The sequence below is a fragment of the Hymenobacter tenuis genome (genome assembly GCF_054780495.1).
The window spans coordinates 277,529-298,898 of the sequence record NZ_BAAGWF010000001.1 but is presented as its reverse complement, the minus strand read 5'-3'; the positions used below and the strand labels follow the sequence as shown (position 1 = coordinate 298,898).

Here is a 21,370-nt window from a genome sequence, read left to right as displayed (position 1 = left end):
CGTTTCAGGTCGCAAAAGTACGGCTTAATCCCGGCATTGCCAAGGGAGCTGTTGTCCCCGCTCCCTCAACTTTTTTTTCAACCTCTGAATGGCTGAAAATCAACTAAAAAAGGTTGGTTTGAGGCCTACACAGGCCTAGTAGCGCAAAAAAAAGTTTGCGGGAAATTTGCCTTCAATAAAAGCTGCTGTACATTTGCACAACCAAACGGCACACCTACACCGGTTACCGCTTTGGAAATTGTCCGATGGTGTAACTGGCAACACGCTTGATTTTGATTCAAGAAAGTCCAGGTTCGAGCCCTGGTCGGACAACCGACAACACAACGCGAAAGGCGCTGATTCTTCCTGCATCGGAAGAGTCGGCGCCTTTCGCTTTTTTATTTTCCTTCTCATCCACCACCCCATGTCACAGCAGGTAAAAATCTTCGCGGGCAATGCCTCCCGCGAACTGGGCCAGCAAATTGCTGCCGCCTACGGCATCCCGCTCGGCGACCTTAGCCTCCAGCGCTTCGCCGATACGGAACTAGGGCCCAGCTTTAATGAAAGCATCCGGGGCTGCGCGGTGTTCCTGATTCAGAGCACCAACCCGCCCGCCGAAAACCTGATGGAGCTGGCACTGATGGTGGATGCCGCCAAGCGCGCCTCGGCGGCCTCTGTGACGGTGGTAATGCCCTACTATGGCTATGCCCGCCAAGACCGTAAGGACAAACCACGCGTAAGCATTGGCGCCAAAGTGGTGGCCAACATTGTGCAAAGCGTAGGTGCCGACCGCCTGATGACCTGCGACCTACACGCCGGCCAGATCCAAGGCTTCTTCGATATCCCCGTTGACCACCTGGATGGCGCTACGGTATCGGTACCTTATATCAAGTCGCTGGGGCTAGATAACCTGATTTTCGCTTCGCCCGACGTGGGAGGGGTAGTGCGCACGCGGGCTTTCGCCAAGAAATTCGGGGCTGAAATTGTGGTCTGCGATAAAATGCGTCTCCGGGCCAATGAAATTGCCTCGATGCAGGTAATCGGCGATGTGACGGGCATGAACGTGGTGCTGGTAGACGACATCGTGGATACGGCCGGTACTATTTGCAAAGCCGCCGAGCTGCTCATGGAGCGCGGTGCCAAATCCGTGCGGGCCGTTATTACCCACGGCGTACTCAGCGGCCCCGCCCACGAGCGCATTCGCAACTCGGTGTTGGAAGAACTGGTTATCACCGACACGATTCCGCTGAAGGAGGAAAACCCCAAGATCAGGGTCATTTCACTGGCCGAGCTGTTCGCGCAAGCCATCCGCAACGTGGTAACCCACGAGTCCATCAGTTCGCTGTTTATATAGACAACCAGTAATAGCCAAATACAGGCCGTCATGCTTTGGCTCTGCTTAGCATGACAGCCTTTATCTACGCAAGTACGTCAGTGAGGTGCGTGGGCTCTTGGTAGGAGGCTCCCTAGGCTTAGCATGACTAGCTAGGTTTATGTATAGCTTTCTATTCCCAAACAATCCGCCTATCTTTGCGGCCCGTTTACCTGCTGTGGGTAAACGATTTTCTCTTCAAAAGAACACGTTTATGAAAAGCCTCGAGATTGTAGGGTTTAAAAGAGCGAATCTCGGTAAGAAGGATGCCAAAGCACTCCGCCTCGATTCGTACGTACCATGCGTACTGTACGGCGGTACTGACCAGGTTCACTTCTCCGTTCCGGCCATTTTGTTCCGCGAGTTGCTGTACACCCCCGAGGTGCACATCGTTGACCTGAACATCGAAGGCGACATCCGTCGTGCTATCGTGCAGGACGCGCAGTTTCACCCCGTAAACGAAATGCTGCTGCACGTCGATTTCCTGGAGCTGGAAGAAGGCAAAGAAGTGAAAATGGACATTCCAGTGAAGTACATCGGTGTATCGCCGGGCGTACTGGCTGGTGGTAAGCTGGTAAGCAAACTGCGTAAGATCAAGGTGAAGGCTTCGCCCGAAAACCTGCCCGACTACGTGGAAGTTGATATTTCAGACTTGGCTCTGGGCAAATCCATCAAGGTGAACAAGGTGGAGCCAAAAGGCTACACCATCCTCACCAACATGATGGCTCCTATTGCTACCGTAACCATCCCGCGCGCACTGAAAGGCACGCTGCAGGCTGAGAAATAAGTCACGGATTACGGCGGACTGTTCGGAGTACACGAATTTCGTACCCGAGTCAATCTGTCCACTAAAAGAGCCGTTCTGCTTGCAGGGCGGCTCTTTTGTTGTGTTAGCGGCTAGCTGCTTTAGAAGCAAGAGTAGCGCAGTTCACTAGCTGCCATTATCCGCGCAACCCACAAATTTGTTCTAACCTGCTGTTTTATGAAGTTCCTTGTTCTGTGCCTGGGCAACATTGGGCCGGAGTACGCCGATACGCGGCACAACGTAGGATTTATGGTAGGCGACTACCTAGCAAAAAAGCACGAAGCCCGCTTTGAGCTGGGTCGTCATGCCTTCACCACCGAAATCAAGCACAAGGGCCACACGTTTGTACTGGCAAAGCCTACTACCTACATGAACCTGAGCGGCAAGGCCGCCGCTCATTGGCTAAGCGCGCTCAAAATCCCGAAGGAGCAGATGGTAGTGGTAACCGACGACCTGGCTCTGCCTTATGGCAAGCTGCGCCTGAAAGGCAAGGGCTCGGCGGGCGGGCAGAACGGTCTGAAGCACATTCAGGAAACCCTTGGCACCGATGAGTACGCCCGCTTGCGCTTCGGCATCGACTCCAGCTTCAGCAAAGGCCGGCAAGTCGACTACGTGCTCAGTCCCTTCTCTGCCGACGAAAAAATCGACCTGGAAGCACGCCTGGAAAAAGCAGCCGAAGCAGTATTGCTGTTTGGCACTGTGGGCCTGGAGCGCGCTATGAATGTGGTGAACGTGAAGTAAGGCTAAACTTTCCCTCTATTTACTAGGCCTCTTACAAACACAAACCCCTCTCCTCTTGCACTGAGCAGAAGAGAGGGGTTAGTGTTTGTAAGAGGCCTAGTCTCTGGTACGAAACTGCGTATTACGCGCAATTATGCTACACCGGAGCCGGGGCGCACGTGGCTGCTCGGCTGCATCAGCGACAAAGTGCCGTCGGCGTTTTCGGCCATCAGCAGCATGCCCTGGCTCTGGATGCCTTTGATTTCACGAGGAGCCAGATTGAGCAATACCTGCACCTGCTGGCCTACTAGCGCTTCGGGCAGGAAGTGCTCGGCAATGCCCGATACAATGGTGCGGGGCTCATCGAAGCCCAGGTCAACGCTTAGTTTGAGCAGTTTTTTGGTTTTGGCTACTTTTTCAGCGGCTACAATGGTGCCAATGCGCAGGTCCATCGTCTGGAACTGTTCGAAGCTAATGTCTTCCTTGGCTGGGGCTGATACTGCCGCAGCTAGTTCGTTGGCTTTCTTGGTATCGAGCAGCTTTTGCACCTGTGCTTCCACGGTGGCGTCTTCAATTTTGGTGAAGAGCAACGCCGCTTCGGCCAACTGATGACCAGCGGCCAGCAAATCGGGGCGGCCGGCTTGTTGCCACGTGCCTTTTTGGGTGTTGAGCATGTTGCCGAGCCTAGTAGCCGCGGTAGGCAGGAAGGGCTCCAGCAGCGTTACGAGGCTAGCCGCCAACTGCAGCGCCACGTGCAACACCGTGCCGGTGCGTGCTTCATCAGTTTTGATGAGCTTCCAGGGCTCCGTATCGGCCAGGTACTTGTTGCCCAGGCGCGTCAGGTTCATCAGCTCGTTCAGGGCGTCGCGGAAGCGGTAGTTGTCAATCAGCTCGCCCACGCGCTGCGGAAACTCACTGAGCTGACGCAACACGTCCTCGTCCTCGGTGGTAAAGCCCACAGCTGCGGGTACCTTGCCCCCAAAGAACTTGTGCGTGAGCACCGTAGCACGGTTCACGAAGTTGCCGAGGTTGGCTACCAGTTCATTGTTGTTGCGGGCCTGAAAATCCTTCCAGGTGAAGTCGTTGTCTTTGTTTTCGGGGGCGTTGGCGCAGAGCACGTAGCGCAATACATCGGCCTGGCCGGGGAAATCCTGCAGGTACTCGTGCAGCCACACGGCCCAGTTGCGCGAGGTGCTGATTTTGTCGCCTTCCAGGTTCAGGAACTCATTGGCAGGCACATTATCGGGCAAGATGTAGTCGCCGTGGGCCTTGAGCATCGCCGGGAAGATGATGCAGTGGAACACGATGTTATCCTTGCCAATGAAGTGGACCAGCTTGGTGCCGCTGTCTTTCCAGTAGGTTTCCCAGGTATCGGGCAGCAGGTCTTTCGTGGCCGAGATGTAGCCGATGGGGGCGTCAAACCACACGTACAGCACTTTGCCTTCAGCTCCGGGCACCGGCACGGGCACGCCCCAGTCCAGGTCGCGGGTGACGGCGCGGGGGTGCAGGCCCTGGTCGATCCAGGATTTGCACTGGCCGTACACGTTGGTTTTCCAGTCCTGCTTGTGGCCTTCCACAATCCACTCGCGCAGCCAGGGCTCGTACTGATCCAGAGGCAGGTACCAATGCTTGGTTTCGCGCAACACAGGTTGGTTGCCCGAGAGCATCGACCTAGGGTTGATAAGTTCGGTTGGGCTCAAGGAGGTGCCGCACTTCTCGCACTGGTCGCCGTAGGCGTTGTCGTTGCCGCAGTTGGGGCAGGTTCCTACAATGTAGCGGTCGGCCAGAAACTGGTCGGCCTTCTCATCATAGTACTGCTGCGAGGTCTGCTCAATGAACTTGCCTTCTTCGTAAAGCTTCTTGAAAAAGCCGCTGGCTACCTCAGCGTGGGTTTTAGACGAGGTACGGGAATAGATATCGAAGGAGATGCCAAAGTCGCGGAACGAGTCGCGGATGATGGCGTGGTACTTATCTACTACCTGCTGGGGCGTTACGCCTTCTTTCTGGGCCCGAATAGTAATCGGAACGCCGTGTTCATCGGAGCCACAAATGAACTTGACGTCGCGCTGCTGAGCGCGCAGGTAGCGGGCGTAAATATCGGCCGGAATGTACACGCCGGCCAAGTGGCCAATGTGTACGGGGCCATTGGCATAGGGCAGCGCCGCCGTAACGGTGTAGCGTTGGGGAGTAGCAGACATAGGTCTAAATCGGAGAAACAGATAAACTATCCGGCGGAGCGAATAAGTTGAAATACAAAGGAACGAGTAAAAAGGGAAGATGCCGCCGCTGGCTCCTTCCGCCGATAGGGAACCCTACGCAGTCAGTATAACTCAGGAACCGGGAGGCAAGCACCTGCTCCTTCCCTGCTTATTGCCTCGTAAAGTTGTAGCTTGGAACCACTCCACATACAACTTCTTCTATATTTAAGCTACTTACTGTAGCGTTTCCTCGTATTTACATCAATACGCACTCCCTAATACCAACGATATGAAAAACTCCGCGCAAGAAAAGCCAGTGAAAAAGGCGAAGAAGGACAAAGACCCCGCTGAAAAAGCCCAACGCAAGGCAGCTAAAGCTGCTAAGTCGGCTACCGTCGTTGTGGCAGATACCCGCGCCACTAAAAAATCGAGCCAGAAGAAGGCGCTTAAAACTGCCGCCAAGCAACTGCAAAAGCAGCTGGACAGCCGCATCAACGAGGTAGTAAAGCGCATTCGGCAGGAAACCAAAGCCAAGCTGAAGGAAGTGGTGAAAGACGCCACCCAGCGGCTGGACGTGGATATGGAACAGCTGTTTGAGCAGGCCCTGCATACCATTGTGCGGCACCAGGAAAACGGCACTCCCGGCGCCTCCGACAGCATTGATGGATTTTCTGAGCAGTCTGCCTCTACCGGCGCCCCAGCTGCTAGCCCCTCTCGTGCCCGCAACCGCTCGGGCGCAGCTGCCAAAGCCTCCGCTCCGGCCAGTCGCGCCGCAGCCCGCCCGGCCGCGCCTAAAGCCGCACCGTCCGCTAGCACCTCAGCACGCCCCAGCCGTTCCCGCTCAGCGGCCCCAAAGCCAGCTCCCTCACCCAACGGCACCGAAGCCGCTGCTAATGAAGCCGGCCAGTAAACACTAGAATGCTTTTCTCAATAAAGTCAAGGGCCCACTGCTAGCTAGCAGTGGGCCCTTGACTTTATCATTTGCGGGAGACTAGCCGCTTTATTGAGGCGGCAGGCGCAGCGTATCGGCCGGGGCGCCGTTAAGGCGCTGGAGGCGCGTTTCAGGCGTGGTGGTGTTGTTGTCGTTGGTATTAAGGCTCTCGGGGCGCTTGCGGGAGTTGATGCCACTAGCCTGCTCGCCCACGGCAACCCGGCCGGGCGTGGCATCGGGAACGGCTCCGCGGTAGCCGGCATTGCTGTTGTAGGCAGCCTGGCGGTCGGCATCGGTGAGCACCCGGGTTGGTGGGCGCTGCACCGCGTTTTCTTCAGAGGTGGTTTCCTGCGAGGTAGTACAAGCCCCCAGCAGAGCTAGGGCGGGTAAGCAGAAACGGATATAGCCAGAGACTTTCATAGGTGAACATACAGAATCACCGGCCTTACAACAGGCCAGCTTCTGTGCTAACGGACTGGCGGCAGCGAGGTTGGCACTAGCCCTGTGCTTTCAGCAAGTCGGCCTGAATTCCGTCCCAGAGCGCCACTCGAGCCTGCATGCAGTGCGCCGCCACTTCGCGGCTTTCCTGCCAGCGCTGGGCGTCGTGGCCACATAGCTCCCGTACCATTTGCTGGGCCAGCGGCGTGTGCACTTCCTCATCAAGCTGAATGTGCCGGTCGAGGTAGTACGTGAACGTATCAAGCTGACCGGGGAAGCGCTGGCGCAGGTCGTGCACCAGATGGCGGAACATGTCCGGAATTACATCTTCGCGGCCAAAGGTGAAGGCTGCTGCTACCGCATGCGCTTTGCCGGAATCAATAATGCGAAACGTATCCAGCACGAATGCCTGCACTGAAGCCGGCGCTTGGGCTTGTTGCAATGCCTCCACGACGGTAGCGCCCCCAGCTAGGGCGGCCAGCAGGCGCTCAATGGGCGCGGTATCGGCGCCGCACTCGCGCATCGAGCGCAGATACAACTCAAAGTGGCTGGCAGGGTTGCCTTCCGGATCTACGTCGGTTTCCTCCTCCAGCACAATATCATTGATGAGGCGTCGGGTGGCAGGGTTGCCGCGCGGCACCCATGGCACCGCTACGCAGGTAAGCTCCCGCTGCAGGGCCTTCAAAAGCGACATAAAATCCCACACGGCAAATACATGGTGCTGCATGAACACGCGCAAATCGTCCAGCGAGTGTAAGGCGTGGTACACGCTGTGCGCCACTAGCTGCTGGCGGGCGGGCGCCAATGACTCCTGCAGGTCGGCAATTGAATCAGAATACACTTGAGCTGACATAGAAAAAGAGAAGTGGGCCCAGTGCCCAGGAAAACTGAACAGTAATAAACGAAGCAGCCCCCTGACTTGGATTGCCAGGGGGCCGTGCGCAAAATTACAGTGCAGCTATTATTTCGCCTTCTCGAAGATCATTCCGTCAGAATCCATGCAGTAGCGCTGCCCGGTGGGTGCTGGGCCATCATTGAAAACGTGGCCCAAATGGCCGCCACACTTAGCGCACACCAGTTCGTCGCGGCTCATGCCCAAGGAGTTGTCGGCGGTTACTTTTAGGCTGCTGTCGGTAGCAGGCGCCCAGAAGCTGGGCCAGCCCGTTCCCGATTCAAATTTGGTTTCGGAAGAGAAGAGCAGGTTGTGGTCGGCGGCGCAGTAGTAATTTCCTTTCGCGTGGTTGTTGGCGTATTTGTTTACGAAAGGCCTCTCTGTACCCTGCTGGCGCAAAATAAAGTACTGCGCGGGCGTCAGTTGTGCCTTCCACTGCGCATCGGTTTTGCGGATGGGAAACTCATCTGGCTTGCCAGTTACCACTTTGGGTTTGGGGTAGGCGCTGGCCGCCGCCGCTTGGGCTTTCTCCGGAGCCCCGTTTTTTTTCTGGGAGCACGCCGAGTTAAGTGTCAGTACTGATAACACCAGAATCAGGAAGGAAGAACGCATACAGGCAAGAAGTTGGATCAGGGAGAAAAACGCGCCAACCACTGCAGTAGCGCGTGCTGGGCTAACATACGGAGGAGGTCTACGGTTCGGTCTTGCCTAGCGGAAAATCAGAAACTCATCTTTTCGGGAACGTCAGCAACCCAACGAGTTGTCTTGCATATCGTCGGTAGTTTCTTCCTCTCTCATTAACAATTAATTACCGACAAGTTTTTGCGCTAAACATTCCGTACCTTTGCGCCCGGAAAAACCTTTGTATGCAGAACATTCGGAATATCGCCATCATCGCCCACGTTGACCACGGCAAGACCACGCTCGTGGACAAGATCATTCACGCCTCCAAGCTGTTCGACGAACACCAGCAGTTCGACGACCTCATCTTGGATAACAATGACCTGGAGCGTGAGCGAGGCATTACTATCGTCTCTAAAAACGTATCAGTACGTTATAAGGACGTAAAAATCAATATCATTGACACCCCTGGTCACGCCGACTTCGGCGGCGAGGTGGAGCGTGTACTGAAGATGGCCGACGGCGTATTGCTGCTCGTCGATGCCTTCGAAGGTGCCATGCCCCAGACCCGCTTCGTACTGGGCAAAGCCATTGACCTGGGCCTGAAGCCCATCGTGGTGGTGAACAAGGTAGACAAAGAAAACTGCCGCCCCGACGAGGTGCACGAGCAGGTGTTCGACCTCATGTTCAACCTAGGTGCCACTGAAGATCAGCTGGACTTCGTGACGCTGTATGGCTCGTCGAAGCAGGGTTGGATGAGCACCGACTGGAAAGTTAAAACCGACAGCATCATTCCGCTGCTCGACGCCGTGGTAGCTTCTATTCCGGCGGCTCCTACCTTGGATGGTACGCCCCAGATGCAGGTTACTTCGCTCGACTACTCGTCGTTCGTTGGCCGTATCGCTATTGGTCGCGTACACCGCGGCACGCTGAAAGAAGGCGCTAACATGAGCCTAGTGAAGCGTGATGGCACCATCAAGAAAGTAAAAATCAAAGAACTGCAGGTGTTCGAAGGCTTGGGTCGTACCAAGGTTTCGGAAGTTAGCTCCGGCGAAATCTGCGCCGTAACCGGCATCGAAGGTTTCGAAATCGGTGATACGCTGGCTGATGCCGAGAACCCCGAAGGTCTGGCTATCATCAGCATCGACGAGCCGACGATGAACATGCTGTTCACCATCAACAACTCGCCGTTCTTCGGTAAGGAAGGTAAGTTCGTGACTTCGCGTCACTTGCGTGACCGTTTGTTCAAAGAGACTGAGAAAAACCTAGCCCTGCGCGTAAAGGAAACCGATAAGGAAGACACATTCCTGGTGTACGGCCGCGGTATTCTTCACTTGTCAGTTCTCATCGAGACCATGCGTCGCGAAGGGTTTGAGTTGCAAGTAGGCCAGCCGCAGGTGCTGTTCCGCGAAGACGAAAACGGCAACCGCTTGGAGCCTATTGAGCACCTAGTAGTTGACGTACCGGAAGAAACTGCCGGCAAGGTTATCGAGCTGGTAACGATGCGCAAAGGCGAATTGACCATCATGGAGCCGAAAGGCGACCTGCAGCACCTGGAGTTCAACATTCCGGCGCGTGGTCTGATTGGGTTGCGTAACAACGTGCTGACCGCCACTGCTGGTGAGGCCATCATGAACCACCGCTTTGCTTCGTACGAGCCGTACAAGGGCGTGATTCCAGGCCGTATTTCTGGTTCGCTGATTTCGATGGATACCGGTGCTGGCACTGCGTACACCATTGATAAGATGCAGGACCGCGGCGAGTTCTTCGTTGAGCCCGGTGAGGAAGTGTACGCTGGTCAGGTTATCGGTGAGCACACCCGCCCCAACGATTTGACCATTAACATCCAGAAAGGCAAGAAACTCACGAACATGCGTGCTTCGGGTACGGATGACAACGTGAAGATTGTGCCGAAGCGCCAGTTCTCGCTGGAAGAAGCCATGGAATACATCCAGAAGGATGAGTACCTGGAAGTGACGCCTAAATCAGTGCGGATGCGTAAGATCCTGCTCGACGAAAACGAGCGTCTGCGTTACGCCAAGAAAGTAGACTAGTTGCCAGCCAACTAAAAACAAAAAGGGGACAGCCAATGGCTGCCCCCTTTTTGTTTTACTGCCAAACCCAACACCCGCTACTCACTGTTTCTATGCCCAATGCAGTTTCTGCTCGCTTTCCCCGACTGCCCCTTATGCGCCAGCGCTGGAGCAACTTGCTGTTTGCACACTGGGCAGTGGCGCCCGAATTGCTGCGGCCGTATCTGCCGGAGCGGTTAGAGCTGGATTTGTATGAGGGCCAAGCGTGGCTGGGGGTGGTGCCGTTTACCATGAGCCACATTCGGCCTTTGGGGTTGCCGGCGGTGCCGGGCCTGAGCGCCCTGCATGAACTGAATGTACGCACCTATGCCCGCCTAGATGGGGTGCCGGGCGTGTGGTTTCTTTCCTTGGATGCTACACAGCCCCTAGGGGTGTGGGCAGCCCGAACCCTCTTCCACCTCCCCTACCTGCATACACGCATGTCGTTGGACCGCGCTGGTGATACGCTGCGGGCAACGGCTGAGCGCACCTACCGGGGCGCGGCGCCAGCCACCTTTGCCGCTACCTGGACCTTAGGCGCCCCCCTGCCACAGGCAAAGCGCGGCTCCTTGGCTTATTTTCTGACGGAGCGCTACCACTTGTACACCGCTGGCCCAGAGGTTCGCCCCGGCAGCCATGGCTCCAGCTTATGGCGTGGGCATCTGCTGCACGAGCCCTGGCCCCTGCGCGAAGCGACTGTAAGCGAATGGCACTCGACCCTAATCGAAAGCCACGGGTTGCCCACGCCCGTAGGCCCACCCCTGCTTCATGCCGCCGACTCGCTGGATGTGTGGGTGCGGGAACTGCGGCGTGTGTAGGGCCAGTAACCTTAGGATGCCGGTGTTTTCGAGAAAATATTGATAATGACTACACCCGCCAGAATCAGCAACATCCCGATAAGCGCGGGTGTGTCGGGGGTTTGTTTGTAGAGCACGATGCCGGCCAGGGTAATCAGGATAATACCAATACCCGACCATACGGCGTATGCAATGCCCATCGGAATGCTTTTCAGCGTCAGGCTCAGGAAATAGAATGACAGCCCATAGCCGACCACCACTACCACGCTGGGTAGCAGTTTGGTAAACTGCTCTGAGGCCCGCAACGCCGTGGTAGCGGCCGTTTCGGCCAGAATAGCCAGCAGTAGAAACATCCAGTATTTCATGAGCTTATGCAGTGTGCCGACGCACCTCAAAGCCGCGGTAGCCTTGTAGTTCGCCGGTGGTTACTTCCAGCCTCTCTACCCGCGCCGCGGGGGGACCTTGCCGGCACCAGGTTTCCAGCGCATTAAGGGCGGCGGCAGGTCCTTCGGCTTTCAAGGTTACAGTGCCATCCGGATTGTTTTGAACGTAGCCGGCCAGCCCGAGGCTGGAGGCTTGCTGCGACGCGCTCTGACGATAAAAAACGCCTTGCACCTGCCCGTAAACTCGAATGGTGCGGTGTTCAGTAGCTTGGTTCATTGCGGGAGCCTAGGGAAGAGTCTGGCCAAAATACACTAGTACATCGAAACGTGACGCCCGCCGCTGGGTTTACCGAAGAGCAAGGCCTAGTACCTAACGGCACTACCACACCTAACAGGCCAGCTTCCCAGGCAATTTACTAGGGTCGCGTATGGCGCAAACCGCCGCAATCAGCGGGGAAGAGCCGGCGGCAAAACTTCGTAGATGTAGAAGCGCTGAAACTGGTGGCTGAAACGGTACTGCCCAAACTGCTGCCCCGCCACGGCTGGCCGCGGCAGCTGCAGCACCTTCAACGACTCGTCGTCTAGCAGCAGCAGCTGTCGTTGGAACTCAGCGGCGCGGTTGAAAAACCACAGCGGCGATTGAGCACTGGTGCCGGCGAAGCCATTGGTAGCCAGCAGATGATAGCAGAACGTGCCCTGAATCTGGAAGCGGCCAATTTCATTGAACACAAAAGACAAAGGCGCCACCACCCGCTTGCCCTGATAGGGAGCCAGATGTTGCGCCAACAACCGGTTCTGCCGCACGGTATCCTGATGCAGATTAATCAGGTAGAAGATATTTCCACAGTTCAGCACCACGTACAACCCGTACAAACCGCCCATTACGGCACTCAGCGGCCGATTTCCTTCCACCACCGAGAGTCGGTCGAAGGCCAGTGTAATAAGCAGCACAAGGAACGGAATGTAGAGCACCGTGTAAAACGAGTTGCGATTCTGGCCAATGCAAGCCAGCGCCGCTATCAGCAGCACCGTGTAGCCCACCACTTCCGTTAGCCAGCCCGCCGGAAACGTGGCCCGCAGCCGGAAAAGCACGTAGCCCGCCAGCAGCGCAAAAACGGAAAGCGAGGCTTCTTTGGAGGAGTGAAACAAGCGCTTGTGCTCCTGTAGCAGGCGCTCTACGTAGCCCCACAGGGTAGTGCCTTCCTGCTTCATGGCGGGCTGTAGCTGTTGGCAGAAGGCCGCCCAAGAGTCGGTAACAACTACTTCCAGAAAGTACAGCCCCACACAAACGAGCACTGGCAGTCCAAACCCAACCAGCGCCGCTAGGTTGCGCCGCCACAGCAGCACTCCGCCGCCGGCCACCACAAAAATAAGCCCGTTGAGGTGGGTAAGGGCCGCTAACCCGGCTAGGGCGCCCGCACCAATGCAGTACAGCAACCGTCGTTCGGGCGGCCGCGCTTGCTCTAGGCACACCCACGAGGCAAACCCCAGGCTCATGAGCATCAGCTCGGGCCGAAACATAAAGCTGAACTCGACCACCAGCGCGTTAATCAGCAGCAGTGAGAAAAACAGGAGGGTGGCGGTTCGGGGGTTGCGCAGGCCTAGGGTTTGCAGATAGCGGTGGCTAAGCACCCCAAACAACATGAGGTACAGCACACTCAGCAAGCGCAAACTCAGCACCGACCAGCCCAACAGCCGCACCATACCAGCACCCTGCCACACAAATAGCTTATGATACACCAGCTGCCGGGTCTCGGCCTGGATGAAACCTCGAAACAGCTCAGAACGCACCACGCCCTCTTTGGCGGCCCAGTACGCCTGCTCGCCAATCCAGGATTCATCGAGGTTGATAACGCGCTGATACGTGCTAGCAAGCAGCAGCACTAGGGCCAGAAAAAAGACAAACCGGTACGCCTGGGCGTGTGAGGAGAAAAAAAGGATAAGCCGATTCATTGCCACATGCTTATACCTTACCCACCATCTGGCCCGGAACCACCGCAGGCATCCGAACACTGCATGCCCCTGACAAGCCTCTATTGCATAGCAACGCCCGTGGCTGTTGGCTGATACAGGCCACTTGCTCCAACCACCTCAAACGATGCATTTGCCTTCCAGAATCCATTAAAGCTCAACTATTGCAGCCTCAAGATAGGACATCTGGCTAAGCTCCGCGCTGGCGCACAGCTTCAAAGGTGAGAATGGCGGTGGCCGTGCTCACGTTTAAGGAGTCGATGGCACCGCGCATCGGGATGATAATGGTCTGGTCGCAGGCCTGCATAAGCTCCGGAGTCAGGCCATCAGCCTCGGTGCCCATTACGAGGGCAGTGGGACCCCGGAAGTCGCAGGTGGTGTAGGGCACGGCGTGGTCCGTGAGGGCAGCCGCGTACGTCCGGATGCCGTGGCGCCGGCACCACGCCAGCAGCTCAGGGCGGGTGGTGGCAATGGTAGGCACCGTGAAGGAGCAGCCAATACTGCTTCGGATGGCGTTGGGATTGAACAGATCCGTGCGTGGGTCGCAGACGATAACGGCCGTGGCCTGGGCCGCATCAGCGGTGCGCAGAATGGCGCCCAGGTTGCCCGGCTTTTCCACGGCTTCCAGCACCAGCAGCAGCGGCGCGGCCGGCAGCGGCAGAGCCTCCAGCGTAAGCAGGGGCGGCTTTGCTAGGGCAAGCAGGCCATCAGACCCCTCGCGGTAGGCAACCTTGTCAAATACGGCTTTTGATACCTCAAACCACTCGGGACCACTGGCGCCAAACAACCGGTGCAGCTCCTGCTGGCGCTCCGGGCCAGCCAGCTCCGGGCACACAAACAGGGCGGTTATCACTACCCCAGCACCATGCGCAATGGTCAGCTCCCGAAAACCCTCAATAATGGTGAGGCCCTGCGCCCGCCGCTCCGATGACTTCTGCTGCAAACGAAGCAAATTTTTAATACGCGGATTTTGCGGGCTGGTAATGAAATCGGGCATGAAGGCGAAATAAGGGCATTTCCAAAGCAACGCTTTGGTAGCACGTAGTGGTATCTGGCGCCACGAAGATACGCAGCCAACCTGCTCGGGCCGCGTAGTCTGGTAGGGCACAGTCCGGCGGCAGCTTGTACCTTAGGCCCGCATTTGCCGCTTGTACTTTTTGCCGCGCTTCATGGGTTTCACGCTTAACACCAAAATTATCCTGGGCTTTGTCATTGCCCTCGGAGTACTCCTGGCAACGTCCCTTACATCGTGGTACAGCATCCAGCAGCTTTCCTACTACACCCAGCAGGTAGAGCATACCTACCAGGTATTGGCTGGCACTGCCAGCTTGCGGGGCCACATGCGCGACGCCCAAAGTCATGTACGCGGCTATCTGCTGCTCAACGACACAGCTTCCTTACAAACCTTCCGCGAGGTGCTACCGGTTGCCTACGCCGACTTTAACCTGCTGCGCGGACTTACCTTTGATAACCAACACCAGCAGCAGCGCCTCGATACGCTAGAACAGGCCATGCAGGAAGAAGTAGCGTACCTCGATAGCTGGACCAAACAAAAACCCGGTATCAAGGCAGTTCGGCAGCTGGTAATCGGCGACCGGAAGCGCCAGATGGAGCTGCGCCAGTTACTGGAGCGCCTGCGCCTGGATGAGGAGCTTCTGTTGCGCGGCCGCCGGCAGCGGCAGGAGTTTTTTGAAAAAACCACCCCCATTGCCATTGTGGTATCGGCGGTGCTGGCCACTTTCATTGTGCTCTGGCTTTTCAGCAAGATTACCAAAGAGCTGCAAGCCAATGAAGAGCTACAGCTACAGCTTACCCGCAGCAACGAAGGCGTTGCACACCGGATTAGGCTGATTGAGGGGCTAGCAAACCGGGTAGTGCAGGGCGATTATTCCGTTAAAATATCCGACCTGGAGCAGGACAGCCTCGGCAACTTGGCCACGGCGCTCAACCACATGACCCAGGCCCTGGACAATAGCTTTACGGCGCTGGAAAACCGGAACCGGGAGCTTGATCAGTTTGCTTATGTAGCCTCCCACGACCTGAAAGCGCCGTTGCGCGGGGTAGTAACCGTTATGAAATGGATTGAGGACGAGCTGCCGCAGGAACTCAGCGAGCAGATGCGCCAATACCTGGACATGATGAAGGGGCGCCTGCATCGGCTCGAAGACCTCATTAACGGGCTGCTGGCGTATGCCCGCGCCGGCCGCGCGGAGCAGGTGCTGGAAGAAGTAAACGTGCAGGAGTTGGTGCAGGAAGTAGCCGACCTGGTGGTGCCGCCTACGTTTCGCGTCGAAACCCCTACTCCCCTGCCTACTTTTGTCACCGACCGCCTTAGCCTGCAGCAGGTGCTCACGAACCTGATGAGCAACGCCGCCAAATACCACAACCGGCCCGATGGCCTTATTACTGTTAGCTGCCGCGATGTAGATGAATGCTATGAGTTTCGGGTGCAGGACGACGGCCCGGGCATTGCCCCGCAGTTTCACCAGAAAGTATTCCTGATGTTTCAGACCCTCCGCGACCGGAATACCGCCGAAAGCACCGGCATCGGGCTCAGCATCGTAAAAAAGATTCTAGAAGAGAAGAAGGGCACGATTCATATTGATTCGGCCGAAGGGCAGGGTGCCGCCTTTATATTCACCTGGCCCAAGTAACCCTCCAGCCTAGCCCGCCGCCGATACCTGCGCGGCAGCGTCTCGCTTATTTCAACCACTCCATTCTCCTTCCCTCATGCGCTCAGTTCTGCTTGTTGAAGACGACTTCTTTGATACCATGACGGCCCAAAAAGCCTTCGAGAAATTCAGCGTTCCGCATCACCTGTACACTGCCTTCAACGGCTTAGAGGCCCTGGATATGCTACTTGGCACCAACGGCGTGGAACAGATTCAGCCGCTGCCAGAGGTAATTCTGCTTGATTTGAACATGCCTAAAATGAACGGGCACGAGTTTCTGGCAGAAATCCGCACGCATCCGGAGCTAAGCACCATCCCGGTTTTCATTATCACTACCTCTGGCATGGACGTCGACCGCCTCAGCGCCCAAAACCTGGGCGTGAGCGGCTACATTATCAAGCCCCTGGATTTTGAAACCAGCACCGACATGGTTGACAGCATCAGTCTGCTGGAAAAGCTGCTGCGGTAATAGGCAACACTAGGCCCTGCTTATGCCCCAACCATGGGCAGCGCGGCTCTGAGGCCGATATTGCCGCACGCAGGCAGAAGTACTACCCCATTCGCAGCCGCAAACCTCTGCCCCATACTAGCCCAGCTGGCTCCTGGAAGGATGCAACCTTTCAGGCCCTAGGGTGCTCAAGGCAAAAAACCGCACCTGCCGGAAAGTAGCACATACACTGGAAATGAGGATTTTCGTTTGCTGGGCAGCCCGGGCACCTTCGGCGGAAATCTGCTGTTTCGAGGGGCCTGCTGCCCACAATTTGCACTGTCTGGGGGCTTGGCGTCTGATATTCTCCGCTTTCTGCTTTATTTGCTCGTATGTCGCTCCGTTCTCTCTCCCTACTTGCACTCTGCGCGCTGACCTTTCCGGCCTTGGCGCAGCAAACGCCGCGTGAGCTAAACACGCTGCCCGGCGCTCCGCAGCCGGCTACCGTTCCGGCGCCAGCGCCAGCTTCTGCTCCCGCAGCCGCTACGCCTGCCGCCCCGGCCGATACTGCCCGCCGTGCCCCGCAGCCCCGTACGCTGGCCTCTCCGCCGGCCGTGCCCGACTCGGCCCGCACCCAACAGCGCCAGACTCAGTTGCCGCCCGCCAATACCAGCCGCTATGCTGTGGGCCTGAAATCGGGCCAGGTGATTAAAGGGTATGATGTAGAGTTAAAGCAGCCGCTATTGGGCCGCACGTTTGTGCTGGTTGATGGGCAGCAGCGCTTCGAGCTGAACGATGTGCGCTACTATGAGGATGAAACCGGGTTTTATGTGCGCACTACCCTGCCAGGCCGCTCCAAGCGCGAAACCACCCTGCGCCGCGACCGGGTGGGCCGCATCAGCCTATACTCCATCACAAGCCAGCAGTACTCCAATAACCCCTATGGCATGAGCCCCTACGGCATGGGCCGCTACGGCGGCCACCCCTACGGTGGTATGGGCGGCTTCGGGGGCTACCGCACCGTGCGTCAGGAGTACTTCAGCAAAGACAACGGCCCTATTGAAGACCTGAGCATCCGGAACCTGCAGTTGGCAACTACTGATAACGCGGGCTCGCAGCAGTTGCTGGCCAGCGCCCGCCGCTACCAAACCTACACCACGCTCAGCTACATTGGGGCGGGCGGTCTGATGCTGGCGGGCGTACTTTCCAGCTTTAACGGCAGCAATAGCTTTTCCCTCTCGCCGCTGATGTATGCGGCCATTCCGCTGGCCATTGTGCCGCTGGTTATTGGCGGCAAGCAGCAGAACAACATCAAACAGGCTATTCTGCTCTACAACCGCGGACAATAGCGCAACCGTTTTCTTGGTAATAAGAAGCCTTTCCACTTTGTGGGAGGGCTTTTTTATGCCCCAGCTAACCTCAACGGCCAACAGTTGCGTAGGCTACCAAGTGAAATCTTCATCCTTGCCTGCACCTGATACTACCCTTGCTGAACGCCGCGACCTGGCCCTGTGGGCTCATGAGCGGTTGTGCGCTGAGTATGGCGCGCCGTTTCCGTTCTTCAGCACCAAAGATCCGCTGAGCGAGCTTATTAGCTCCATGTTGTCGCACCGGACCCGCAACCAAGACTCCCACCGCGCCTACCAGCAACTACGGGCCCGGTTTCCGAGCTGGGATGCCGTGCGCGAAGCCCCCACGGCCGAGGTAGAAGAAGCCATCAGCCCCTGCACTTGGCCCGAGCAGAAAGCCCCGCGCCTGCAACACGTGCTGCGCGAGGTAAGCCAGCGCTGTGGCGGCCCCTGCGACCTGGAGTTTCTGGCCACGTTGCCCATTCCGGAGGCCCGGGCGTGGTTGGAGCAGCTGCCGGGGGTAGGGCCCAAAACCAGCGCGGCCGTACTGCTTTTTAGCACCCTGCGGCGCCCGGCCATGCCCGTCGATAGCCACCATCACCGCGTGGCCCAGCGCCTGGGCCTCATTGGCCCGAAAGTGGGGACGGAGGCTTCTCATGCCTTACTGGAAGCGCTGTTACCCGAGGGCTGGGACGCGCAGCAGGTATACGACCACCACGAGGCGCTGATGTTTCATGGGCAGAAATGCTGCTACTTTCATACGCCCGCCTGCGGCCGGTGCGTGGTGCTGGAACGCTGCCCGTTTGGCCAGGCTCGCCTGAACCGATAAGTTTCTGCAACTTCCCGTCTCATCTCTCTTTCTCATGAAAACAACCTACGGATTACCTGCTCTGCTTTCAGTGTTTATTCCAGGCCTCGGACAGCTCGTTAAAGGCCAGATCATAAAGGCCATTCTGATTTGGGTAGTAGGCGGCATTGTGGGTTTTTTGCTATCCTGGACGCTAATTGTTCCCTTTGTACTGTGGGCCTGGAACGTATATGATGCCTACAACGACCCCGCTTAAGTTGTGCCCGTTCTGCACCTGAAAGCCAAACCCAACACCCGCCGCAACCTGCTGGAGCTAGCCCCCAATGGCACTGTAACCGTTCGGCTGAACGCACCAGCCCAAGATGGTAAGGCCAATGTGTGCCTGTTGGGCTATCTGGCAGAGGTATTCGGGGTCAGCAAATCCAGCGTTACGCTGCTTAGCGGCCATACGGCGCCCTTCAAGAAAGTAGAAGTGGCGGGCCTCAGCGACGAGCAGATCCGAGTGGTGCTGGAGCGGTTTCGGGTGGTGTAGGGGGTAGCGAGGGTGTATCCTTCACCGAAGGTTTGCGTTGAAGCAATACCTGTACTGCGGCGCTTGCCGCGCCCGCTCCTCTCCCCTCCTTTTATGATGCATTTTCCTACCTGGGCCTTGGCTGGCTTTTGGGGCCTAGTGTCAGGTTCAGCTTTGCTGCTGGGTGCGGCCCTAGGCTATTTTGCGCGCGTGCCCCAGCGGCTTATTGCCGCCATTATGGCGTTTGGCAGCGGCGTGCTGATTTCAACTCTCTCCCTGGAGCTCATGGAGGAAGCCTACAAAACCGGCGGCTTTCTGGCTACGGCCCTAGGCTTTCTGGGAGGCGCAACCGCCTACACGGTAGCCAACTGGCTGCTGGCCCGCTACGGTGCCAAACACCGCAAACGCTCGGGCCGGCACCAAGCGCACGAACGGCAAGCGGTGAAAAAAGGAGAGAAAGAAGGCACTGAAGCCGGGGACGACAATAGCATGGCGCTGGCAGTTGGCGCCCTGCTCGATGGCATTCCGGAAAGCATCGTTATCGGGCTGAGTATGCTGGCGGGCGGTAGCGTGAGCATGGTAGCGGTGGTGGCCATTTTCCTGAGTAATCTTCCTGAAGGCCTAAGCAGCGCCTCGGGCATGCGCCGGGCGGGCCGTTCCGCTCGCTATGTTCTATTGCTTTGGAGTGGCATTGCCATAATATCAGGCCTAGCTTCGCTGGCGGGCTACACCCTCTTTAGCGGCTTTCCGCCCGAAATAGTAGCAGCCACCATGGCAGTGGCGGCTGGCGCCGTGCTGGCCATGATTGCCGACACCATGATTCCGGAAGCCTTTGAGGCCGCGCATAACTTCACGGGTCTCATCACGGTGCTGGGCTTCTTGGCGTCGTTCGTACTGAGTAAGCTCGGCAGCTAGGCACCGTCATCCTGTTCTGCTTTGGGCTGACAGGCGCTTGAATTCGAGCCTCGGAACTAGCCTTCGCCCTACATTCCGTAGCTTGCAGCTACTGTTTGTTTTGCTACCTATGCCTGATTCATCTGCTATTCAACCCCTACTAGAAGCCCTGGCTTTCTCGCCCGATAATCTGGCCCTGCGCAAGCACGTCGCCGATTTACTAGGTCAGTCGGGCCGGTTAACCGAGGCCGAAGACCTATACCGCGCCGGCCTGCGCCAAGCCCCCGATGATGCGGACCTTCAGCTTGGGCTGGCCACTACCTACGCGGGACTAAGCAAAACGTCGGCGGCTTTTGTAGTGGTGGAGGAGCTGTTGGCGGCGCGCCCCGAACACGCGCGCGCTCACTTGCTGCACGCCCGTTTGCTGCTCGAAACCAACCAGGCGGCCGCGGCCCGCGAGGCCTACCAAACCGCACTGCACTTCAACCCCACCCTCGAGGACGCCGACCTTATGGCGCGCCTGCGGGGCAGCGCCGGCACGGCCCAGCCGGCGCACGGCGGTGCGCCCATTGCTTTTTCAGGCCAGGAGGCGCCCGCCAGCTCTGGTGATGAAGAATTCAGCATCGAGCACACGCTGTTCAGCGGGCTCGATCGACCCAAAATCACGTTTGCGGACGTGGGCGGCATGGAGGCCATCAAGGAGGAAATCCGGCTGAAAATCATTCATCCGCTGCAGTTTCCCGATCTGTACAAAGCCTACGGCAAAGCGGCCGGTGGCGGACTGCTGCTGTATGGCCCGCCCGGATGCGGCAAAACCCACCTGGCCCGCGCCACGGCTGGCGAGGTGCAAGCCAGCTTTATCCACGTGGGTATTAACGATATTCTGGATATGTGGCTGGGCAGCAGTGAACGAAACCTGCACCAGATTTTCGAGCAGGCCCGCTTGCAGGCGCCGTGCGTGCTGTTTTTTGATGAGGTAGATGCCCTGGCCGCCAACCGCCACGATTTGCGCCAGAGCGCCGGCCGCACCGTCATCAACCAGTTTCTTTCGGAGCTGGATGGGGCCACCCGCTCCAACGATGGTGTGCTGATTCTGGCGGCTACCAACGCGCCCTGGCAACTCGACTCCGCCTTCCGCCGCCCCGGCCGCTTCGACCGGATTCTGCTGGTTACGCCTCCCGATGAGCCCGCCCGTGAAGCCGTACTAGAGGTGCTGCTGCAAGGCAAGCCCGTGGCCTCGACTGTAAATCTGCGCAAGCTGGCGGCCCAAACCGCGGGCTACTCCGGCGCCGACCTGCAAGCGGTGGTAGACGTGGCCGTAGAAAGCCGCCTGCGGGAGTCGATGAAAGCTGGTAAGCCCTTGCCGCTGGAGCAAAGCACCTTGCTGGAGGCTGCCGGTAAAGTGAAGCCTAGTACCCGCGAGTGGTTTGCTACTGCCAAAAACTACGCGCTGTACTCCAACGAAGGCGGCATCTACGACGATATTCTGGTGTACCTGGGCATCAAAAAACCCTAGGTAGTTTGCAGGGC

At 57.5% G+C, this 21,370-nt stretch carries 22 protein-coding genes and 1 tRNA gene; 15 read left to right on the top strand and 8 right to left on the bottom strand.

The annotated features are described in order from the left end of the window. Positions 1-239: 239 nt before the first annotated feature. From ACYVGU_RS01380 to pth, 4 genes are all read left to right on the top strand, one after another. A tRNA-Gln gene (locus tag ACYVGU_RS01380) sits at positions 240-312 on the top strand. 91 nt (positions 313-403) lie between these two features. After that, the gene (locus ACYVGU_RS01375; RefSeq protein WP_460612854.1) at positions 404-1,333 is read left to right on the top strand and encodes a ribose-phosphate pyrophosphokinase; all 930 of its coding nucleotides are present in this window, start codon (positions 404-406) and stop codon (positions 1,331-1,333) included. A 232-nt stretch (positions 1,334-1,565) separates the two neighbouring features. Then, entirely contained in the window at positions 1,566-2,138 is a 573-nt protein-coding gene (locus ACYVGU_RS01370) for a 50S ribosomal protein L25/general stress protein Ctc (protein WP_460612855.1), read from the top strand. A gap of 195 nt (positions 2,139-2,333) precedes the next feature. Next, complete coding sequence (gene pth / locus ACYVGU_RS01365; RefSeq protein ID WP_460612856.1) at positions 2,334-2,897, top strand: aminoacyl-tRNA hydrolase; 564 nt, start codon at positions 2,334-2,336, stop codon at positions 2,895-2,897. Positions 2,898-3,028: 131 nt separating this feature from the next. On the opposite strand, the gene metG is transcribed toward pth, so the two are convergent. Next, positions 3,029-5,074 carry a methionine--tRNA ligase gene (gene metG / locus ACYVGU_RS01360; RefSeq protein ID WP_460620590.1) on the bottom strand — a complete coding sequence of 682 codons (2,046 nt, stop codon included), beginning with the start codon at positions 5,072-5,074 and terminating at the stop codon, positions 3,029-3,031. Positions 5,075-5,363: 289 nt separating this feature from the next. Here metG and ACYVGU_RS01355 point away from each other — a divergent pair, with 289 nt between their 5' ends. After that, positions 5,364-5,984 carry a hypothetical protein gene (locus ACYVGU_RS01355; protein ID WP_460620589.1) on the top strand — a complete coding sequence of 207 codons (621 nt, stop codon included), beginning with the start codon at positions 5,364-5,366 and terminating at the stop codon, positions 5,982-5,984. Positions 5,985-6,074: 90 nt separating this feature from the next. On the opposite strand, the gene ACYVGU_RS01350 is transcribed toward ACYVGU_RS01355, so the two are convergent. From ACYVGU_RS01350 to msrB, 3 genes are all read right to left on the bottom strand, one after another. Continuing rightward, positions 6,075-6,425 (bottom strand): hypothetical protein, encoded by a 351-nt coding sequence (locus ACYVGU_RS01350; RefSeq protein ID WP_460620588.1) that lies wholly within the window; start codon positions 6,423-6,425, stop codon positions 6,075-6,077. Positions 6,426-6,501: 76 nt separating this feature from the next. Then, positions 6,502-7,296 carry a DUF3050 domain-containing protein gene (locus ACYVGU_RS01345; protein WP_460620587.1) on the bottom strand — a complete coding sequence of 265 codons (795 nt, stop codon included), beginning with the start codon at positions 7,294-7,296 and terminating at the stop codon, positions 6,502-6,504. A gap of 108 nt (positions 7,297-7,404) precedes the next feature. Continuing rightward, positions 7,405-7,947, bottom strand: a complete 543-nt coding sequence (gene msrB / locus ACYVGU_RS01340) for a peptide-methionine (R)-S-oxide reductase (protein WP_460620585.1) — start codon at positions 7,945-7,947, stop codon at positions 7,405-7,407. A 254-nt stretch (positions 7,948-8,201) separates the two neighbouring features. Here msrB and typA point away from each other — a divergent pair, with 254 nt between their 5' ends. Beyond that, the gene (typA, locus tag ACYVGU_RS01335; protein WP_460612862.1) at positions 8,202-10,010 is read left to right on the top strand and encodes a GTP-binding protein TypA/BipA; all 1,809 of its coding nucleotides are present in this window, start codon (positions 8,202-8,204) and stop codon (positions 10,008-10,010) included. Positions 10,011-10,102: 92 nt separating this feature from the next. After that, positions 10,103-10,846: a YqjF family protein gene (locus tag ACYVGU_RS01330; protein WP_460620584.1), complete on the top strand. Its 744-nt coding sequence runs from the start codon at positions 10,103-10,105 to the stop codon at positions 10,844-10,846. Between the two features lie 11 nt (positions 10,847-10,857). Here ACYVGU_RS01330 and ACYVGU_RS01325 read toward each other — a convergent pair whose 3' ends face one another. From ACYVGU_RS01325 to ACYVGU_RS01310, 4 genes are all read right to left on the bottom strand, one after another. Then, positions 10,858-11,190 carry a DMT family transporter gene (locus ACYVGU_RS01325; RefSeq protein ID WP_460612864.1) on the bottom strand — a complete coding sequence of 111 codons (333 nt, stop codon included), beginning with the start codon at positions 11,188-11,190 and terminating at the stop codon, positions 10,858-10,860. Between the two features lie 4 nt (positions 11,191-11,194). Next, complete coding sequence (locus ACYVGU_RS01320) at positions 11,195-11,485, bottom strand: acylphosphatase (protein ID WP_460620583.1); 291 nt, start codon at positions 11,483-11,485, stop codon at positions 11,195-11,197. Positions 11,486-11,655: 170 nt separating this feature from the next. Beyond that, positions 11,656-13,161, bottom strand: coding sequence for a hypothetical protein (locus ACYVGU_RS01315; RefSeq protein WP_460620582.1), 1,506 nt, complete (start codon positions 13,159-13,161; stop codon positions 11,656-11,658). Positions 13,162-13,369: 208 nt separating this feature from the next. Beyond that, positions 13,370-14,176, bottom strand: a complete 807-nt coding sequence (locus ACYVGU_RS01310; RefSeq protein WP_460620581.1) for a TrmH family RNA methyltransferase — start codon at positions 14,174-14,176, stop codon at positions 13,370-13,372. A 172-nt stretch (positions 14,177-14,348) separates the two neighbouring features. Between ACYVGU_RS01310 and ACYVGU_RS01305 the strand changes: the two genes are divergently transcribed. The 8 genes from ACYVGU_RS01305 to ACYVGU_RS01270 all read left to right on the top strand — a co-directional run bounded on the left by ACYVGU_RS01305 (position 14,349) and on the right by ACYVGU_RS01270 (position 21,356). Further along, a complete protein-coding gene (locus ACYVGU_RS01305) occupies positions 14,349-15,833 on the top strand; it encodes a sensor histidine kinase (protein WP_460620579.1) in 1,485 nt (494 codons plus the stop codon). A gap of 76 nt (positions 15,834-15,909) precedes the next feature. Beyond that, positions 15,910-16,320 (top strand): response regulator, encoded by a 411-nt coding sequence (locus ACYVGU_RS01300; RefSeq protein WP_460612869.1) that lies wholly within the window; start codon positions 15,910-15,912, stop codon positions 16,318-16,320. Between the two features lie 350 nt (positions 16,321-16,670). Then, on the top strand, positions 16,671-17,627 hold the full coding sequence (locus ACYVGU_RS01295; RefSeq protein ID WP_460620578.1) for a hypothetical protein: 957 nt from the start codon (positions 16,671-16,673) through the stop codon (positions 17,625-17,627). 55 nt (positions 17,628-17,682) lie between these two features. After that, entirely contained in the window at positions 17,683-18,456 is a 774-nt protein-coding gene (locus tag ACYVGU_RS01290) for an endonuclease III domain-containing protein (protein WP_460620577.1), read from the top strand. 34 nt (positions 18,457-18,490) lie between these two features. Next, a complete protein-coding gene (locus tag ACYVGU_RS01285; RefSeq protein WP_460612872.1) occupies positions 18,491-18,691 on the top strand; it encodes a hypothetical protein in 201 nt (66 codons plus the stop codon). Positions 18,692-18,694: 3 nt separating this feature from the next. Then, positions 18,695-18,967, top strand: a complete 273-nt coding sequence (locus tag ACYVGU_RS01280; RefSeq protein WP_460620576.1) for a DUF167 domain-containing protein — start codon at positions 18,695-18,697, stop codon at positions 18,965-18,967. 93 nt (positions 18,968-19,060) lie between these two features. Beyond that, positions 19,061-19,861 carry a ZIP family metal transporter gene (locus ACYVGU_RS01275; protein ID WP_460620575.1) on the top strand — a complete coding sequence of 267 codons (801 nt, stop codon included), beginning with the start codon at positions 19,061-19,063 and terminating at the stop codon, positions 19,859-19,861. Positions 19,862-19,970: 109 nt separating this feature from the next. Then, complete coding sequence (locus tag ACYVGU_RS01270) at positions 19,971-21,356, top strand: ATP-binding protein (protein WP_460620574.1); 1,386 nt, start codon at positions 19,971-19,973, stop codon at positions 21,354-21,356. Positions 21,357-21,370: the final 14 nt, after the last annotated feature.

What these genes read in the sequence shown, in the direction of transcription:
- ACYVGU_RS01375 (WP_460612854.1), top strand. Translation starts at nt 404, where the DNA reads ATGTCACAGCAGGTAAAAATCTTCGCGGGCAATGCCTCCCGCGAACTG.
- ACYVGU_RS01370 (WP_460612855.1), top strand. Translation starts at nt 1,566, where the DNA reads ATGAAAAGCCTCGAGATTGTAGGGTTTAAAAGAGCGAATCTCGGTAAG.
- pth (WP_460612856.1), top strand. Translation starts at nt 2,334, where the DNA reads ATGAAGTTCCTTGTTCTGTGCCTGGGCAACATTGGGCCGGAGTACGCC.
- metG (WP_460620590.1), bottom strand. Translation starts at nt 5,074, where the DNA reads ATGTCTGCTACTCCCCAACGCTACACCGTTACGGCGGCGCTGCCCTAT.
- ACYVGU_RS01355 (WP_460620589.1), top strand. Translation starts at nt 5,364, where the DNA reads ATGAAAAACTCCGCGCAAGAAAAGCCAGTGAAAAAGGCGAAGAAGGAC.
- ACYVGU_RS01350 (WP_460620588.1), bottom strand. Translation starts at nt 6,425, where the DNA reads ATGAAAGTCTCTGGCTATATCCGTTTCTGCTTACCCGCCCTAGCTCTG.
- ACYVGU_RS01345 (WP_460620587.1), bottom strand. Translation starts at nt 7,296, where the DNA reads ATGTCAGCTCAAGTGTATTCTGATTCAATTGCCGACCTGCAGGAGTCA.
- msrB (WP_460620585.1), bottom strand. Translation starts at nt 7,947, where the DNA reads ATGCGTTCTTCCTTCCTGATTCTGGTGTTATCAGTACTGACACTTAAC.
- typA (WP_460612862.1), top strand. Translation starts at nt 8,202, where the DNA reads ATGCAGAACATTCGGAATATCGCCATCATCGCCCACGTTGACCACGGC.
- ACYVGU_RS01330 (WP_460620584.1), top strand. Translation starts at nt 10,103, where the DNA reads ATGCCCAATGCAGTTTCTGCTCGCTTTCCCCGACTGCCCCTTATGCGC.
- ACYVGU_RS01325 (WP_460612864.1), bottom strand. Translation starts at nt 11,190, where the DNA reads ATGAAATACTGGATGTTTCTACTGCTGGCTATTCTGGCCGAAACGGCC.
- ACYVGU_RS01320 (WP_460620583.1), bottom strand. Translation starts at nt 11,485, where the DNA reads ATGAACCAAGCTACTGAACACCGCACCATTCGAGTTTACGGGCAGGTG.
- ACYVGU_RS01315 (WP_460620582.1), bottom strand. Translation starts at nt 13,161, where the DNA reads ATGAATCGGCTTATCCTTTTTTTCTCCTCACACGCCCAGGCGTACCGG.
- ACYVGU_RS01310 (WP_460620581.1), bottom strand. Translation starts at nt 14,176, where the DNA reads ATGCCCGATTTCATTACCAGCCCGCAAAATCCGCGTATTAAAAATTTG.
- ACYVGU_RS01305 (WP_460620579.1), top strand. Translation starts at nt 14,349, where the DNA reads ATGGGTTTCACGCTTAACACCAAAATTATCCTGGGCTTTGTCATTGCC.
- ACYVGU_RS01300 (WP_460612869.1), top strand. Translation starts at nt 15,910, where the DNA reads ATGCGCTCAGTTCTGCTTGTTGAAGACGACTTCTTTGATACCATGACG.
- ACYVGU_RS01295 (WP_460620578.1), top strand. Translation starts at nt 16,671, where the DNA reads ATGTCGCTCCGTTCTCTCTCCCTACTTGCACTCTGCGCGCTGACCTTT.
- ACYVGU_RS01290 (WP_460620577.1), top strand. Translation starts at nt 17,683, where the DNA reads ATGCCCCAGCTAACCTCAACGGCCAACAGTTGCGTAGGCTACCAAGTG.
- ACYVGU_RS01285 (WP_460612872.1), top strand. Translation starts at nt 18,491, where the DNA reads ATGAAAACAACCTACGGATTACCTGCTCTGCTTTCAGTGTTTATTCCA.
- ACYVGU_RS01275 (WP_460620575.1), top strand. Translation starts at nt 19,061, where the DNA reads ATGATGCATTTTCCTACCTGGGCCTTGGCTGGCTTTTGGGGCCTAGTG.
- ACYVGU_RS01270 (WP_460620574.1), top strand. Translation starts at nt 19,971, where the DNA reads ATGCCTGATTCATCTGCTATTCAACCCCTACTAGAAGCCCTGGCTTTC.